Genomic DNA, 16,471 nt, shown 5'->3' on the forward strand with positions numbered 1-16,471 from the left:
GCTTCACAGTTCCAAATTTTCCAAGGGGGAAAAATGAAAAAGACACTGATATTAGTCGTGCTAGCCGGTCTCATGCTGACGGGATGCAGCGGCAAGCAGTCGGATGCGCAGCCGACAGCATCAGCGACGGCTGTTGCAGAGGTTGCTGAGGCTGTCACGGTTCCAGACGTGATGGCCCTGACCCTGGACAAAGCCACGGATCAGCTGGAAGATCTCGGGCTCAAGGTCGAGGCTGTGGACACCGTCGACGGCAAGTCGATCATTATCAAGAAGAACTGGCAGGTGACATCCCAGGACTCCAAGGGAGGGGTGCCCGCGGCGAAGGGCTCCACGGTGCACCTCGGCGTCAAGAGCCTGGAAAAGGTTGCGGCGGAAAAGGCCGCCGCTGACAAGGCGGCAGCAGATAAGGTCGCGGCTGAAAAAGCTGCGGCAGATAAGGCGGCTGCGGACAAGGCAGCAGCAGATAAGGCAGCCGCCGATGCAGCTGCCGCGAAGTTGGCGGCCGAACAGGCGGCTGCGCAGCAGGCCGTCCCGCAGCAGCCGGCGCCGGCCGCTCCTGTCGCACCGGCTCCGGCTCCCGCTGCCGTTTCCTACGCCAATTGCGCTGCCGTCAAAGCTGCTGGTGCCGCGCCGCTGTACGCCGGGCAGCCTGGGTACAGCACGAGCCTTGACCGCGATCGTGACGGCGTTGCCTGCGAGAAATAGTCGTCACGTCACGCAGTAGCTCGTCTGCCGTGGATGCCTTCTTCTGCTGGAGGGTGCCCACGGCAGACGGCTTTAAGGACAAAGAACCCTTTCGGACAAATGAAACTAGTGCACTGTCTCGCTCTGCCGCGGCTCGGGTTCGCGCTCCTGAGGACTCAGTATCGAGTCAGATTTGAGAGCAAGTAGTCCTGAAAGTAGTGCTGCGAACAAGATTGACGCAAACGCCATAGATGACGAAACACCCATGAGGTACGTGGCAACGGTGAGGCTGAGGGGGCTGGAGACTGTTTCAAGAAACTGAACGGCCGTCATGGTCTTACCGAGATCAGTGGAGGGAATCTGTTGGTGGATGAGAGACGTGCGTCCCACGGTCCAGGCAATGCCTCCGGTGCAGACGATAAAGAGAGCACTGGCTACAGCGATCCACGAAGGGACGAAGAAGAGCGACGAGCCCCCAGCCATGAGCCACGAGGAACGTTGCATGAGTATGTTTGGACGCCAACTGGAAAACAGGCCGGACAGAATTGATCCGCAAAACAGGCCTGCAGCCGCGGCCGCGCCGACAATCCCGACTTCGGTAGTTGAGCCGCCCAGACCAACTGAGGTCTGGAAGATAGCCAAAGTTGAGAGAGGCGCGGACAGGAAGCCAATCAGAATAACTGTCCCAGCGAAACGCCACCAGCCGTGCAGTTGAGAGAGTCTCTTGTATCCTGCAGAAAGTTCCCGAATAAAGCCTGGCCGATCGGGCAGGCTGCTTGGTCGGTCCGGCCACGGCAGGAAGTTCATAATCAACGCGATTACGGTGAAAGAGACAGCGTCCACGGCCAACAACCACCAAGGACCCCAAACAGCACTTAATGCTCCACCGATGGCCGGCCCCACGATGGAAGCAGAAGTCCATGCCGTAGAGACTGATGCATTGAACTTTGCTGTGCCGCCGCCATACATTTTCGGGATGGCAACGAAGGTTGCAGTTCTCGCGAACATGTCGAGGCTGCCGCGCAGGAACGCGCCGAGTACCAGAACCCAAAAGGGAGTATGCCAGGGGCCAATGAGCAGTGCCATAGCCGCAACAACCAGCGCTTGACCCCAATATCCAATGTGGGTCATGGTACGCGGGGACATGCGATCAGCCAGTCCACCTATGAGCACTCCAGGGAATGCCTTTGGTAGTTGTGATGCGACGGCAACGATGGACATCTGGGCAAGGCTGCCGCTCGTTTGAAGCACGATGAGCGGGAGGGCGATGTTGTACGCGCCCCCGCCAAGCGAATTTACCCACATTCCTGTCAGGTGCAGGCGTCGCTGCCATGGCTTTGCTGGAGACAATTTAGTTTCCTTGGTACGCGCGGAGAATGGTTGCAAGATCGGTTTGCTTTTCTACTGACATCAGTAGCCATTGCAAAGTTGGTGCCTGCCAAAAGCTGATGTTCCAGGTCCGGGCAACCACCATGTGGAAGAGGCTCGTACCGCATGGAACCAAAATCCGCCATTTTCCGGGAAGAACGAGGGCGAGGGGCAGGACGAGCAATTCGAGGAAAGGGATTACCCGAGTAATGACTCGAACGGGCCGGACAAATCTCTCTTGCGCAAATGGGTGGCTATTAGATGCCTTTAAATGCGAGTGATAGATGTGATTCGCATCGCCGTGTCGGACCCAAGCGTCGAAGCCGTGGATGAGTTTGGACAGGCCAGCTTGGGTGTAGGGCAAGTACAGAGCTACACGGGACACTGAGAGCGGCAAGTTGGCGAGCCGCGGATCGATCTTTCCGGAGTGGGGCCACTGACTTACGGCGAGTACTGCCTCGATAAACGTGTCATAGGGCCATCTCCCGGGAAGCGACTGGGCATCTGCGGCACGAGTTCCAAGAAATACCCCCAAGGCTGCCCGCCGAAGCCAGGAAGAGGGCTTTGTATCAGAACCCTTGCATACTTCGCTCGCTGCGGCTGCCAATAGCAAGCCAGTCGCTATGCGTTGAGCCCTCAGGATGTTGCGGGAACTGGGATCATGATCCGAATTCAACGCCGGAGGATCCAGAGCAACTTTGTAGTCCTGCAAAGCATTTGGGCCGGGTCTTAGCGTAACTGTCAGGGCAGCGACGATCCACAATGCGGCAGTGCGGACTTGTCGCGAACTTACTGGCTTACAGCGAATTTGATGGAACATAGGTATACACGACTTCCCTTTCCTGAGGCTTTCCCCTCACGGTCGTCTCCACCCAGATTTCCATTCTGGATAGGGGAGCGTTTGGTAAATTTGCAGGGGCTCGAACCTCGTCAAAAGGTCTCCACGGATCGCTGCGCAGCCTCCGGAGTATCCTCTGGCACAGAACTTGTTTCGGCCGGTCCTCGTCAGCCATGAAAATGTGTGCGAACACTGCCCCCGCCCGAAAGAACTGAGTCGGAATGCAGTTTGCAGGCCCGCACGCTACGACCGTTCCGTCTGACGAGTAGAATTCAACAGCGAAACGCGAGAGACGGTCGTAGAACTTCGCATTGAACATGTTATTTGATGCGATTGGCCAGAAGTTCCTGTTGGCCACGGTCGAAGCCAATGATGCGACGGTATAGGCCCCGGCCAAGGCGACGAGTACTTTGCTGCCGGTGACCTTAGGCGCACGCAACACAGTGAATATTCCTGGCGAAATCTTCAAAATCTGAAGACAGTTCCAGTGAGTCAAAGACCAGTCGTCGACCATCGAGCTGGGTTGAGCCGGTGAGTAGATAGCGAAACACTTCCATGGCGGCAACGGATGCCACGATGGAGTTGAGGGGTCCAAAGCTTGGTGCCTGGTAGGCCGAGTTGAGATTCTCAGTACTCAGGGACGTTTTGGAGTTCGTCCGCCCATCGTTATCTGTTGCCGCGCATAGCAGGCACGGGGTAGTGCCTGGCCTGACGACTGGTCCCACCACTCCACGCGTGTCTTGGTAACCAGCGCAGGTAAAGGGAGTTCCGGAGATGATGGATGCTTCGTTGGACCACTCGAGCACTTCTTGGGGAGTATCGGCGGAAACAACCACGAATTCTGAGTCTCGAAAGATTGGCAAGAGGTCTTCGACGCCGGAGATCATCGACGTGATTTCGATAGTGTTGAGGCCGGGAGCTCGAAGCCGAAGATTTTCTGCAGCTGCGTCGATCTTCGTTTTGCCAACGTCTTGGGCAGTGAAGAGATATTGCCGGGTGAGGTTGGTCTCTTCGACGGTATCTCCGTCTACGAGCACGATGGAACCTACCCCCGCCGTCGCGAGCTGCATGGCCACGTTAGTCCCGATGCCTCCGACGCCAATGAGCGCTACCGTTCGTGTGCGTAGCAGCTCGCTTGCTCCCGGCCCTGTGCCGTGAGCAAGCGCGAAGTACAGATCATGGCGGCTGTACCGACCTGAGAGATCGATCCTGTATGGCACCAGAATTTCGGCTTCGATGAGCTCCTCAATGATTTGTCCGGAGCTTTCGCCAAGAAGTAGTTGGGCCTCGTTGCCCAGTTCATCGAGAGTTCGTGGTTGTGAGGCAAATCCGAGCAATTCTGCCAGCCCGTGTGGTGCGTCTTCAATTTCGATTGCATTGGGTGGCGCCAGGCCGATTTGGACGGTCGTGTCTGTTGTTATAACGGGGAGCGACTGCTTAAGGGAGTAGGTCGTGGCTACCAATTCTTGCCTCCAATTATGAGTGGGGACCACGCAGCGCGTGGTCCCCACTTATTTTCTTCGATCAGTTGAACACGAGGTTCAGCTTGGAACGGCGCTTGGCCAGTCGCTTGAGCTTAAGCACTTGAATCACTCCTTCATGTTTATCAATTCGTTGGACGGATTGAATCTATGGCATCTGTCATGGTCTTGACAAGTTTGTAAGCAAAAATTCTTTGGGCGTAGATCTGTGTTACAAAAGTGGGTTGCGCGCGGTATAGAGTCGGGTGCATGTTCGAACTCGTTCTCCCGGATGCGTCCTTCTACCCGTCGTTTGCCGAGTCCCACCGCGAGTGGGGCGACACCCATCAAGATGGTGCCGGGCTGTTGCCGGATGATGACGTCACCAGCCTGGAGGGGTTCAATGCCTGGGTCCAAAGGCTGGTGGGTGCTGAACACGTCGCCGAGACGGGCGGCATTGTCCCCTGCACCTATCGCTGGATTACAGAGGGCTCGCGGTACGTGGGGGCGATTGCCTACCGCCACTACCTCTCCCCGGCCCTCCTGAACTCGGGCGGGCATATCGGATACGGGGTTCGGCCGTCCGATCGTGGGCGAGGGGCGGCGTCGTGGGCTCTGCATGAGGTGTGTGCTCGTTTGGCTGCGCAGGGAGAGCCTGATCGCGTTCTTCTCAGCTGCGACGATGCAAATGCAGCGTCAGCTAGGACTATCGAGCGCTGTGGCGGCCTGCTCGAGGACGTCAGGATGGGCGGGAATGGGCGGTATTTTCGGCGCTACTGGATTGATTTGGCCCGTTTAAGGCCAGACGGTTGTGGTGCAGTTCCAGCTAAAGCATTCGCGCCAGAGAGCGCCCCACGGTCCTGCCGGTGAAGAGGCAGCCGCCCAGGAATGTACCTTCCAGTGCGTTGTAGCCGTGGGCCCCGCCGCCGCCGAACCCCGCTGCCTCACCTGCAGCGTAGAGGCCGGGAATGCGCACGGCGTCCTGCGAAAAAACCTGTCCACTGAGGTCCGTCTGGATGCCACCCAAGGTCTTGCGAGTAACAACATGGAGCCTCACGGCAATTAGCGGGCCGGCTGCCGGGTCCAGGATCCGGTGCGGTTTGACCGTGCGGAACAGCCGGTCGCCCAGAAAGCGGCGGCTGTTGTGGATGCCCGAGATCTGCGTGTCCTTGGAGTAGGGGTTGCGGACCTCTGCGTCCCGTTCCTCGATCTGCCGGCGAAGCCCGGAGTAGTCCAGCAGCGGCTCCGAGGTGAAGCCGTTCATCCCGCGGACCAGATTCTCCAGGTTGTCCGCCACCACAAAGTCAGCGCCGTGCTCTTTGAACGCTTCGATGGGGCCGCGGCGCCGCGGCCCAAACGCGAGCGAAGCAACAGCTTCAGGTCCCGGTTGGTGATGTCCGGGTTCTGCTCGGAGCCGGAGAGGGCGAACTCTTTTTCGATGATTCGCTGGTTCAGGATGAACCAGGAGTGGCTGTACTGCTGGATGTCCGGGGTGGTCCGCAGCAGCCGCAGGGTTCCCATGGTGTCGTAGCCGGGCAGCCCGGGGGAGGGGAGCCGGCGGCCCAGGGCGTCGAACCACAGCGACGACGGCCCCGGCAGGATCCGGATGGCATGGTCCGGCCAGACGGGGTTCCAGTTCTGGATGCCCTCGGTGTAGTGCCACATGCGGTCACGGTTCACCAACCGGACGCCCGCCTGATCGGCGATGTCCAGCATCCGCCCGTCCACGTGCCGGGGTACCCCGGTAATCATCTTCTCGGGCGGCGTCCCCAGCCGCTGGGGCCACCACCGGCGCACCTGCTCGTGGTCGCCACCGATCCCACCGCTCGCGATCACCACGGCCTGGGCACGCAGCTCAAACTCCCCAACAGCGTCCCGGTTCGAGGCAACGCCGCGCGGCGACGCGTCCGGTGCCAGCACGGTGCCGCGCACCCCGGTGACCGTGCCGCCGTCGAACACTAATCCGTCCGCCCGGTGACGGAAGAAGAACCTGACCTGCCCTGTGGCTGCCGCCTCCCGGGCCTTGTCGGCGAACGGCTCCGAGACGCCGGTGCCCGTTCCCCACGGGACATGGAACCGGGGGACCGAGTTGCCGTGGCCGCCGGCCCTGCCGTCGCCGCGTTCGGCCCAGCCCACCAGCGGTGTGAATTTGATGCCCTGCTCCTGCAGCCAGGACCGTTTCTCCCCGGCCGCGAACTCGACGTACGCGCGGCCCCACCGCTGCGCCCACTCGTCCTCAGGAAGTGAGCCGTCCAGCCGGTCCCATTGGGCCGAGCCCTGCCAGTCCTGCCACGCCAGCTCGAAGGAATCCTTCACGCCCAGGCGCCGCTGCATGGGGGTGTCCACCAGAAACAGCCCGCCGAGGGACCAGAAGGCCTGGCCGCCCAGGTTGGCTGCGTTCTCCTGGTCCAGGATGGCCACCCGCTTGCCGGCCCTGACCAGCTCGTTGCTGGCTACCAGCCCCGCCAGCCCGCCGCCGATGATGATGACGTCTGCGTCCATCAGATAACCGCCCTGGTTGAAGGTAAGTGATAGTTCAGCATCAACCTACAGCAGCGGGCTTGGTCAGCCGGGCTCCGCAGCAGGGTGGCCGTCAGCCAAGTGACGGCGGCTGCCCCGCCCGCCGGTGCCGGTGGTGCAGTTCGTAGCTGTCGAACACATCCGACGACGTGGCTCCGGTATGGCCGAATTTGCCGCGCAGGACCTCCGCGAGGCCGTCGAGCGCCGCGTGGAGCATGCGTCCGGCGAACTGCAGTTCGGGGCTTTCGCTGAGCCGGGCCTGGGATGCCAACTCCTGGGCGTAGGCCACCGTGGCCGGCAAAGAACCGCGCTGGTCGATTTCGCGGAAGTAGTAGGTTTCATGGAACGCAAGCAGGTCTATGCTCACCGTAGCCACATTTCCGGCCATTGACTCCAACAGCCCGGCAGCATGCCCGGGCTCCAGCGACGATAGTCCGGCCGGACCTGCAGCCTCCCTGAACAGGTTCAGCTGGTGGGCAAGGGCACGGCGGCGGTTCAGTGCCGGGAACGTCTGCAGGATCCACGTGACCGTTGCTGTCAGCAAACCAAAACCGGTCACGGCCTGGAAGGCAACAACCAGTCTGAGCACCGGATGCGCTGCCACGATATCGCCGAACCCCACGGTGGAAAGAGTGACCAGGGAGATGTAGAGGGCTTCGGCAAAGTCGGCCCGCAGAGGAACCCCGGCCCCGTAAATAAAGCCGTCCGTCAGGTGGGGCAGGTAGAGCAGGGCCCAGCCGATGGCCGCCAGGGCCGCCCAAGTGCCGATGACAGCGGCCATTGCCAAGGGTGCTGCGATGAAGGAGCCCCGGCCGTGCAGTTTTCTCGACACCAGCCAGAATCCGCGCATGATCGCCCGGCCCAGGGGACCGGAACCGTGCGGATCAAGGAGTGTTCGGAAGACGTCGACGAGCATCAGCAGAACCAGGCCGGCCCCCAAAACCGTCCAGAGCGTGTCCTCGAAGTCCATGGCCTCATCTTAGAGGCGGCCCTTCCTGAGGGGCAGCCGGCGTGCGACCATCAAAGTGCCGGCAGCCCGTAGGTGTGCCGGCCGTATTGGTCCGTCGCGCAGAGGGGGGCCGGAATGACGTTAATGGGGGAGCGTAGTGGGTAGGGAATCTCGTCCGAAGGAAAGGGCCCTGCCGCGCTGGGCCGGAACCGCCGTCGTCGTCTATTTGTCGGTGACGTTTGCCGTTGTGGTAGCAGCGCTGCTTAGCAGAGGCTTCGCACTGGACCTGGATGCCGGGGTCAAGGAGGGCCTGCTGCTCGCCCTGGTGATTCTGACGCTGCCCGTTTCGTTTGCGTATTTCGTCATCGGCACTTTCGGCTCCAGCGCCGTATTGAGCCTGACTACGGTCCTCTACTATTTCGGATACCTCCTCCTTGCACTGGTCAACGCGGGGGTCTTCCGATGGGTTGTCCTGAGTGCCCGGAGGCGTGCTCTGGTTCCAGCCGGCGGCGTGCCAGGCGTCTCGGCGCAGCATCCGCGCGCGGCGCTGCGCGGGGTCACCCCGGACGTCGGAAAGCTCTGGTGGGCCGTGCCGCTGGCAGTTCTGCTGAGCCTTCCGCAGTGGATGGTGGCGGGTTTTGCCTGGTGCGGCATCAGCGGTTGCAGCGGCGGAGGTTTCGGGGTGGCCACCGGGTCCGAGTGGATCGCGGTGATCCTGAGCGTGGTCAACGGCGTCATCCTGGCGGTGGCCGTGTTTGCAGTGCGCTGGCTGTACCCCACCCGGAAACGTGCGCTGGTTGCCTTGGTGGCCGGGACGTTGTTCGGACTGGTGGGTGCTGCGGTCACCCACGGGTAGTGGCCAGCAATCACCCTGGTAACGCACCGCCGTCGGGAATTCCGACGGCGGTGCGCGGCTTTGCAGCGGGCCCGGCCCGGAAGCTAGATGGGGCTGCCGAACTCGCGGATCGTAATTCCGGTGAAGCCAGCCGGGCCACCGTCGGCGTAAAGCGAGATGCCGGTGTCGCCGTCGGCGAAGTGCACTTGCTGTGAAAGCACCGTGTGCCCGGCGTTCACGAACACTTCGACGCTCTGAGTATCGACGAAGATGCGCAGGTGCACTGATCGTGCGTTGGCGTCGATGGGCGCGGCAGCCCGCGAGTAAGGCGCGAGCGCGTAGCCGCTCTGGTCTGAGGGCGCGCGGTCGACGTACAGCCCGTCGCCGTACTTGCCAATGTTCGTATGACGCAGGCCGTCTGAGGAGCGGCCCACCGAGACCCCAATGTTCATAGCCGCGTCCCGTGAGATGTCGAGCTCGAGCTCGTAGGCGCGCCCGCTCCACGGCAGCACGGAGTTGCCGTTGACCGTGCGGTCGGGGAGTGTGGTGGTCGCGGTGACGTAGCCCGAAAGCGCCTCAACGGGGGTACTGAGCAAGCTGTACAAGCCGCCCGATTGGTGCTCGAGCCGCAGTTCCCGCGCGATCGAGTTCTGCCCGTTGTAGCCGTCGGATGCATCGGTGGGCACGTCGCGTGCCGCGTACTTCCAGTTGTTCATCCAGGCGATTGCAAGGCGCTTTGTCTCTGGCGCCTCGACCGATGGCCACGTCACGGCGGCGTACCAGTCCCAGCCCCAGTCGAGCCACTGCGGTGTGAGGTCGCCGGCGATGAACGCCGTGCCGTCCCAGGTGCCGGTCCAATACGCATAGGTCATCGGTAGGCCGGCACTGTAGGCATCCATGCTCGCGCCGAGCACCCAATGCCGTGTGCTGTCGCCGGCGGTTATCTCGAACAGATCGGGGCATTCGATCCCGCCGAGCGCATGGTTCGGGTAGTCGAAATTGGACTTCCACTGCCAATCCCGCAGGTTCGGCGAGGTGTAGAAGGCCGCGTAGCGCGCCCGCCCGATCACGCACACCCATTCGCTGCGTACCGCGTCCCAGTGGATCTTGGGGTCGCGGAACCACTCTGCGTTTTCGATCTCTGCGGGCGTCGTGGCCGTGCGGCCGTCGGTGTTGACGATCACCGGGTCGGCGAGGGCCGTGAAAGTGAAGCCGCCGTCGGGCGACCAGTAGAGGTACTGCTCCTGATACTTGCGGATCCCGTCGGTCGGCTGTGTCGCGAGTGCGATCACCGCCCCGGCACCGAAGCCAGCGGTGTTGGCGGCGTCGACGACGGCTGATCCCGACCACACCGGGAAATCGGGCTGCAAGGGCATCACCACGCCGTGGTGGGCGAAAGACACGCCATCGCTGGTGGTCGCGTGGTCCCATCCGCCCGGGCCATTATTCTGCCCGGAGTGCAGGTAGTAGAGCTGGTAGGCGCCGTTGGTATGTACGGGGCGCTGCGGGTCGCACAGCCAGCCCGAGGGAGGAGTCATGTGATAGACCGCCCGCAGCGACGATTGGGCGCGCGCCGCACCGGGTACAGCGCCGCAAGCGAAAAGCGTAAGAGCCCCAACGCCTGCACCTTGCAGGGCAGCGCGTCGTGAGATGTCGTGCGTCATAAAGTGGTTCCTCTCAAGTTCGACGGGCGCCATAGCCGGTCGAACGTGGTGGTTGTGGAGCGCCTCGGCAGGTGGGGACATGGCAAGGCCCGGGCAGCCAACGCTGCGCGCTCTTCGGGCTGGAGAAACATCGACCGGCGATGGTGACATGCCGTGCCGCTCAACGTCGAGGGGCTCGGACTCTCACCGGTTACGCAGGACGATAGTGTGATTCGCGGGTAATGGTCAAGCGTTTAATCAAAATAGTTTGACGCCATCCCGGAACCGCGCGGACCGCCGCGGAAGCGAAAAAAGAAATGTTGCTAAAACGCTTGATCACAAAGAATCTTGACGCTAGATTATGGTGATCAAACGCTTTAGCAGAATGGACATCAGCGCAGATGAAACGCTCAGTCTTCTTCCAGCCCACCGATGGATGGGTTGGAGACCTCATCCCCTTCGAGAAGGACGGAGAGTTCTGGCTCTTCTACCTCCACGAAGACCGCTCCGATCCGAAACCCGGCACTTCATGGAACCTCGTCACCACCAAGGACCTCACGCAGTTCGAGGACCACGGCGTTGCCCTGCAGCACGGCAGCGAAACCGACCTGGACTTCAATGCCTACACGGGCAGCGTCGTCGTTGATGAAACCGGCATCCACCACCTGTTCTATACAGGGCAAAATCCACGCAACCTGGGAGCGGACGGGGCACCCCTCCAGTTGGTCATGCACGCCACGAGCACTGACGGAATGCAGGCCTGGACAAAACATCCCGAACTCACCTTCGGCGCTCCCGACGGCTTCGAGTCCGGGGACTGGCGGGACCCCTTCGTGTTCCGGGATGAAAACAAGAACCAGTGGCGGATGCTGCTGGCGGCCCGGCACTCCACCGGACCGGAACGGCGCCGCGGCGTCATCGCCCAGTGCGTCTCCAGCGATCTGATGACGTGGCAGCATACGGAACCGTTCTGGGATCCACGCCGCTACATCACGCACGAATGCCCGGACGTCTTCTCTTGGGGCGGCTGGTGGTACATGGTCTACTCCGAGTTCTCCGAAACGTTTACCACCCGCTACCGCATGGCCAAGAGCCCCGACGGCCCCTGGACCGTGCCGGACCTGGACAGCATCGACGGCCGGGCGTTCTACGCCTCCAAGACTGCCGAACGCGACGGTCGCCGCTTCTTCTTCGGATGGATCGCCAGCAAGGAAGGCAACAGCGACAACGGCCCCTGGCAGTGGGCCGGCACAATGTCCGTCATGGAAGCCCGCCAAAACCCGGATGGCACGCTCGCATTCGCCTTCGCCGACGAACTCGTGGACAGCTTCTGGGACGACGTCGCCGTATCCCTGACCAACCACCTGCCCACACGACTGGACGTGCCGGACGGGTACACCGCCGTCATATCCGACGAAGAACTTCCCAGCCAGTTCTATGCCAAGGCAGTGCTGGACATCGCCCCCAACACCACCGAATGCGGGCTGCTGCTGCGCTCCAGCCAGGACGGGGACCACTCCTACGTCCTGCGCCTGGAACCGAAACGCGGCCGGCTCGTCTTCGACCGCTGGCCACGGGCCATCACCGGAAACGCCCAATGGCACGTGTCCGGGGACGTTCCGTTCGAGATCGAACTGGAGCGCCCCTGCGATCTCGGGCCCGGCCAACACACCCTGGAGGTGATCGTCGACGGCGACCTGTGCGTCGCCGTCGTCGACCGGCAGGTGGCTCTCAGCACCCGGGTCTACGACCTGCCTGCGGGACGGATCGGCCTTTTCACCGGCGAAGGATCCGCCACCGTCACCGAACTTGAGATTCGTCAGCGCACCGACAACTGAATGTCCCCACCCCAACCTCTGTTCCAATCAAGGGAGATTGCCGCAATGAAAAAACTATTCCGTGCTGCCGCCGTCGCAGCCGCCGCAGCCCTGGCTTTGTCAGCCTGCGGCGGCGTAGGAGCCTCCAGCGACCCGGCCAACGTCAGCCCGACCGGGGAGATCAAACCCCGTGAAATTTCGTGGCTGCTGTCACGTCCCGCTGACGGGGCAGTCATCAACATCATGAAGAAGCTCGCTGACGACTATGCCAAGGACCACCCGGGCTTCGCGCTGAACCTCATTACCACCCCGGACCGTCCCTCCTACATCCAGAAGCTGGAGACCCTGGCTGCGGCCAACAAGCTCCCTGAGCTCTTCGACACGGACGCGACGCCTTTCGCCCAGCAGCTGGCAAAACAGGGCAAAATGGTCGACGCAGAGAAGCTCCTGAAGTCACTGGACATCTACGACGACTACCGGCCCGGGGCACTGGACTACCAGCGCTTCGACGACGGCTCCTTGTACATGATTCCGTTCCAGTTCGAGCTGGAATATTTCTGGTACAACAAGGCACTGCTGGAAAAGGCCGGCGTCACGGTGCCGAAGTCCCTCAATGACATCCCGGCAATGTGCACGGCGCTGCGCAATGCGGGGATCACCCCGATCGCTATCGACGGCCAGGACCAATGGCCGCTGGAACGCTACGTGGCCTATCAGCCGTTCCGGGAAGCCGGCCCGGACTTCGTTCAGAAGCTGAAGAAGGGCGAAGCGAAGTTCACCGATCCTGCCGGGCAGAAGACCGTTGAATGGATGGCCGAGCTCGGCAAGGCCAAGTGCTTCCAGGATGGCTTCTCCGCCCAGGGCTATTCCGACGCGCAGAATCAGTTCACTTCCGGCCAGGCTGCGATGTACAACATCGGCACCTGGGAGCTGCCAAGCCTGGCCACTGACAAACTGAACTCCGCGGTCCGGGACGACGTCGACTTCTTCACCCTGCCAACGACTGATGGTTCCGTGACATCGGCCAACGAGTTCGTCTCCCCGTCCGGCATCGGAATGGCCGTCAACTCCAAGACCTACGATCCCCTGGTGAGTGACTTCCTGAAGTTTGCCCTGAAGAAGTACCCTGCCGAGTATGCGGCCACCGGTGCCCTCTCACCCACCACCAATGTGCAGACTACGGTCCCGGCCAACGCCACCCCGCTGTACAAGAAGGCCCTGGAAACGGCGGACACCCTCGGGGCAAAGCAGGCCATGCCGTGGGACACCCAGCTGGACCCCACCACCAACGGCAGGCTTCAGCAGGAACTCGTGCTCCTGGTGCAGGGCAACATCACGCCTGAGAAATTCACGAGCACGATGGACGACACCATCAAGCAGAACGCCCCCAAGTTCTTCAAGTAAACCGCAGCGGCGGGGGATCGAAAGGTCCCCCGCCCGAAAGGCCCAGCCATGCTTCCCAACAGGTCAAGGACCTCAGTCCTCGTCTTCCTGCTTCCACCATTGCTGCTCTACTGCGCAGCCGTACTCTTCCCGATTCTTCAATCGTTGTTCCTCAGCTTCTTCTCCTGGAACGGCATCAGCGACATGGAGTTCGTCGGGCTGGAGAACTACATCCGGATGCTCACCGCCGATGACATCTTCTGGCGCTCATTTGCCAACGCGCTCATCTACCTGGCCATCTGCCTGATCCTGCAGCTCGGCGGCGCACTGGCCGTGGCCAGCCTGCTCACGTCCCTGCGCCGGGGACGGGAGCTCATCAAGACCCTCTACCTGCTGCCCGCCGTGATCTCCACGGTTGCGATCGCGTTCCTCTTCGTACGCATCTACTCCATCGACCCGGTGGGACTGCTGAACCAGCTGCTGCACTGGATCGGGCTCGGCAACTTCGAACGCGCCTGGCTGTCCGACGTCAACACGGTACTTGCTGCGGTCTCCGCCCCGAGGGGTGGCGGTTCACGGGGCTGTACATGCTCATCATCTACGCCGCGCTGATAGCTGTGCCCAAGGAGCTGGAAGAAGCTGCGGTTCTGGACGGTGCCTCAAAGTGGACGCTGTTCACGAAGATCCGCTTCCCGTACATCCGGCCGGTGTGGATCACGACGACGATCATGGCCACCACCTACGGCCTGCGCGGCTTCGACATCCCCTACCTCATGACCAACGGCGGCCCCGGACAGTCCTCTGAGCTGCTCACCACGTACATGTACAAAACAGCATTCACCAGTACCGACTTCGGGTACGCCAGCACCATCTCCGTGTTCATCGTGATCGAATGCCTTGTCGCCGTGGGCCTCATCCTGTTCATGCTCAAGCGGAAGGCAGACTCATGATCGTCCAAACAGCCCCGGCTACTCCACCGACCATGCTGCCCCCGACGCCCGCCATCAAGAGACGACGCCGGAAGCCCAGCCTGAACCGGACCTTGTCGCGGGTGCTGATCCTGCTGATCGTGATCGTTCAGGTCTACCCTCTCGCCTGGCTGTTCCTGACCAGCCTGCGCACCGAGCAGGACTTCGCGACCGGTGACCCGTTCGCACTGCCGAGCTCGCTGACGTGGGAGAACTACGCGCGGGCGTTCGAAACAGGCGACCTCGGCAGGAATATCCTGAACAGCTTCATTGTCACCATGGGCGCCAACGTTCTGATCGTCCTGTTTGGCATGATGGCTGCCTACGCCATCCAGGTCCTCGGTTTCCGCCTGAGCAAGTTTGTCCGCGGGCTGTTCCTGATCGGAATCATCGTTCCCGTCCAGATCGCCCTGGTCCCGTTGTTCATCGATTACTCAACAGTGAACCTGCTGGATACCTACCAATCGATGATCATCCCCCTGGCCGGTTTCGCACTGCCCATGTCCATCTACCTGTTCTCGTCATTCTTCGAATACATTCCCCGGGAAACCTACGAAGCCGCCTCCCTTGACGGCGCCGGCCCGTACAGGATCTTCGGACTGATTACGCTGCCACTGTCGCTAAACACTGTGGTCACCGTGGTTCTGGTCAATAGCATCTTCATCTGGAATGACTTCATCTTCGCCAATACGTTCGTCCTCTCCGAAGATCTGAAGACCATTCCCTTGGGCCTGCAGAACTACATCGGCGCCATGGGCAAGGTGGACTGGACTGCCACCTTCGCCGCTGTGTGCGTCACCATCACCCCCCTGCTCCTGGTCTTCCTTGTCCTGAACAAGGCCATGATCCAGGGCTTGGAAAGCGGGGCGACCAAGGGATGACGGCCATGGCAGACGGATATACTCCTGATGGAGGACAGATGATTTCGCAGGAGAAAGACTCAGGCAACGCGGCCACCCCCGACGTTCCTGCGAGGATAGGCCGCGCCCGTCCGGTTACCCTCCGCGAAGTTGCTGAAGCAGCCGGTGTGTCCACTGCCACGGTGTCGCTTGTGATCAACAAGAAGAAGAATGCCCGCATTGCAGAGGAGACGCGTCAGCGCGTCAAGGACGCGATCCGGCAGCTCGGTTACCGCCCCAACGCGATGGCCAAGACCTTGGTCAGCGGCACTTCGAAGTTCATCGGGCTCGTCGCAGACGGCGTCGCCACCACCCCGTTCGCGGGTCAGATCATCCACGGAGCGCAGGATGAAGCCTGGAAACACGGGTACGCGCTGCTGATCGCCAACACCGAGGGAAACCGCGACCTGGAAAAGGACGCGATCGCCATGATGCTGGAATACAAGGTGCGCGGCATCCTGTACTCCACATGGTTTCACCGTCCCACCGCCATCCCGGAGACGCTGCGCGAGGCGGACTTCGTCCTGGTCAACTGTTTCTCTCCGGAGCCCGGCGCGGCCCGTGCTGTGGTACCCGACGAAGAGCAAGGTGGGAAGTCCGCGACGGAAATCCTGCTCCGCGGCGGCCACCGGCGCATCGCCTTTATCAACGCCACGATCCCCGCGCCCGCCAAGGACGGCCGGCTCCAGGGCTACAAGGATGCGCTGGAGGCTGCCGGAATTCCGTTCGACCCGGAGTTGGTGATGGAAGCCTATCCGGATCAGGAAGGCGGATACGGCGCTACCGAAGAGTTGCTCAAGCGCAACGTCGCCGCTGTGTACTGCTACAACGACCGTATGGCCATGGGACTTTACGACGGACTGCGGGAAAACGGGCTCTCCATTCCGGATGACATGGCTGTTGTGGGCTTCGACAACCAGGAAGTTATCGCGGCCCACCTTCGGCCTCCGCTGTCCACAGTGTCCCTGCCCCACTACGAACTCGGGGCGGCAGGAGTCCGCATGCTGCTGGGCCTGGACGAAGCCCCCAACGACTCCGCGGTGAAGATCATGTGCCCCGCCGTTGAACGGGCATCCGTGGCCGTGCACTCGCCGGCGTAGGTTGCTG

The 16,471-nt window shown here is 61.7% G+C and carries 11 protein-coding genes and 2 pseudogenes; 8 read left to right on the top strand and 5 right to left on the bottom strand.

All coding sequences use genetic code 11. The features are described from left to right. The first annotated feature begins 33 nt into the window (after positions 1 to 33). A complete protein-coding gene (locus FCN77_RS05400; RefSeq protein ID WP_137321440.1) occupies positions 34 to 705 on the top strand; it encodes an excalibur calcium-binding domain-containing protein in 672 nt (223 codons plus the stop codon). 105 nt (positions 706 to 810) lie between these two features. Here FCN77_RS05400 and FCN77_RS05405 read toward each other — a convergent pair whose 3' ends face one another. Beyond that, positions 811 to 2,034: an MFS transporter gene (locus FCN77_RS05405; RefSeq protein WP_137321441.1), complete on the bottom strand. Its 1,224-nt coding sequence runs from the start codon at positions 2,032 to 2,034 to the stop codon at positions 811 to 813. Positions 2,035 to 3,315: 1,281 nt separating this feature from the next. Beyond that, complete coding sequence (locus tag FCN77_RS05415) at positions 3,316 to 4,353, bottom strand: TOMM precursor leader peptide-binding protein (protein WP_254678858.1); 1,038 nt, start codon at positions 4,351 to 4,353, stop codon at positions 3,316 to 3,318. A 267-nt stretch (positions 4,354 to 4,620) separates the two neighbouring features. On the opposite strand from FCN77_RS05415, the gene FCN77_RS05420 reads away from it, so the two are divergent. Beyond that, positions 4,621 to 5,220 carry a GNAT family N-acetyltransferase gene (locus FCN77_RS05420; RefSeq protein ID WP_137321443.1) on the top strand — a complete coding sequence of 200 codons (600 nt, stop codon included), beginning with the start codon at positions 4,621 to 4,623 and terminating at the stop codon, positions 5,218 to 5,220. Here FCN77_RS05420 and FCN77_RS05425 read toward each other — a convergent pair. Further along, positions 5,177 to 6,852 (bottom strand): annotated as a pseudogene (locus FCN77_RS05425) (FAD-binding dehydrogenase). The gene FCN77_RS05420 and the pseudogene FCN77_RS05425 sit on opposite strands and share 44 nt — an antisense overlap. Before the next feature lie 91 nt (positions 6,853 to 6,943). Then, on the bottom strand, positions 6,944 to 7,840 hold the full coding sequence (locus tag FCN77_RS05430) for a potassium channel family protein (protein WP_137321444.1): 897 nt from the start codon (positions 7,838 to 7,840) through the stop codon (positions 6,944 to 6,946). A gap of 136 nt (positions 7,841 to 7,976) precedes the next feature. Here FCN77_RS05430 and FCN77_RS05435 point away from each other — a divergent pair, with 136 nt between their 5' ends. Then, on the top strand, positions 7,977 to 8,675 hold the full coding sequence (locus FCN77_RS05435) for a hypothetical protein (protein WP_137321445.1): 699 nt from the start codon (positions 7,977 to 7,979) through the stop codon (positions 8,673 to 8,675). Between the two features lie 83 nt (positions 8,676 to 8,758). Here the strand turns inward: FCN77_RS05435 and FCN77_RS05440 are convergent, their stop codons facing one another. Beyond that, a complete protein-coding gene (locus tag FCN77_RS05440) occupies positions 8,759 to 10,318 on the bottom strand; it encodes a glycoside hydrolase family 32 protein (RefSeq protein ID WP_137321446.1) in 1,560 nt (519 codons plus the stop codon). 380 nt (positions 10,319 to 10,698) lie between these two features. Here FCN77_RS05440 and FCN77_RS05445 point away from each other — a divergent pair, with 380 nt between their 5' ends. From FCN77_RS05445 to FCN77_RS05465, 5 genes and pseudogenes are all read left to right on the top strand, one after another. Beyond that, a complete protein-coding gene (locus tag FCN77_RS05445) occupies positions 10,699 to 12,135 on the top strand; it encodes a GH32 C-terminal domain-containing protein (protein WP_137321447.1) in 1,437 nt (478 codons plus the stop codon). 45 nt (positions 12,136 to 12,180) lie between these two features. Then, entirely contained in the window at positions 12,181 to 13,518 is a 1,338-nt protein-coding gene (locus FCN77_RS05450; protein ID WP_137321448.1) for an ABC transporter substrate-binding protein, read from the top strand. Between the two features lie 48 nt (positions 13,519 to 13,566). Next, positions 13,567 to 14,447 (top strand): annotated as a pseudogene (locus tag FCN77_RS05455) (carbohydrate ABC transporter permease). Then, positions 14,444 to 15,346: a carbohydrate ABC transporter permease gene (locus tag FCN77_RS05460; RefSeq protein ID WP_137321449.1), complete on the top strand. Its 903-nt coding sequence runs from the start codon at positions 14,444 to 14,446 to the stop codon at positions 15,344 to 15,346. The pseudogene FCN77_RS05455 and the gene FCN77_RS05460 overlap by 4 nt, the downstream one beginning before the upstream one ends. Positions 15,347 to 15,384: 38 nt before the next feature. Further along, positions 15,385 to 16,464 carry a LacI family DNA-binding transcriptional regulator gene (locus FCN77_RS05465; RefSeq protein ID WP_175417148.1) on the top strand — a complete coding sequence of 360 codons (1,080 nt, stop codon included), beginning with the start codon at positions 15,385 to 15,387 and terminating at the stop codon, positions 16,462 to 16,464. The last annotated feature ends 7 nt before the right edge of the window (positions 16,465 to 16,471 follow it).

Origin of the sequence: Arthrobacter sp. 24S4-2, from assembly GCF_005280255.1 — a bacterium.
Taxonomy (GTDB): Bacteria; Actinomycetota; Actinomycetes; order Actinomycetales; family Micrococcaceae; genus Arthrobacter.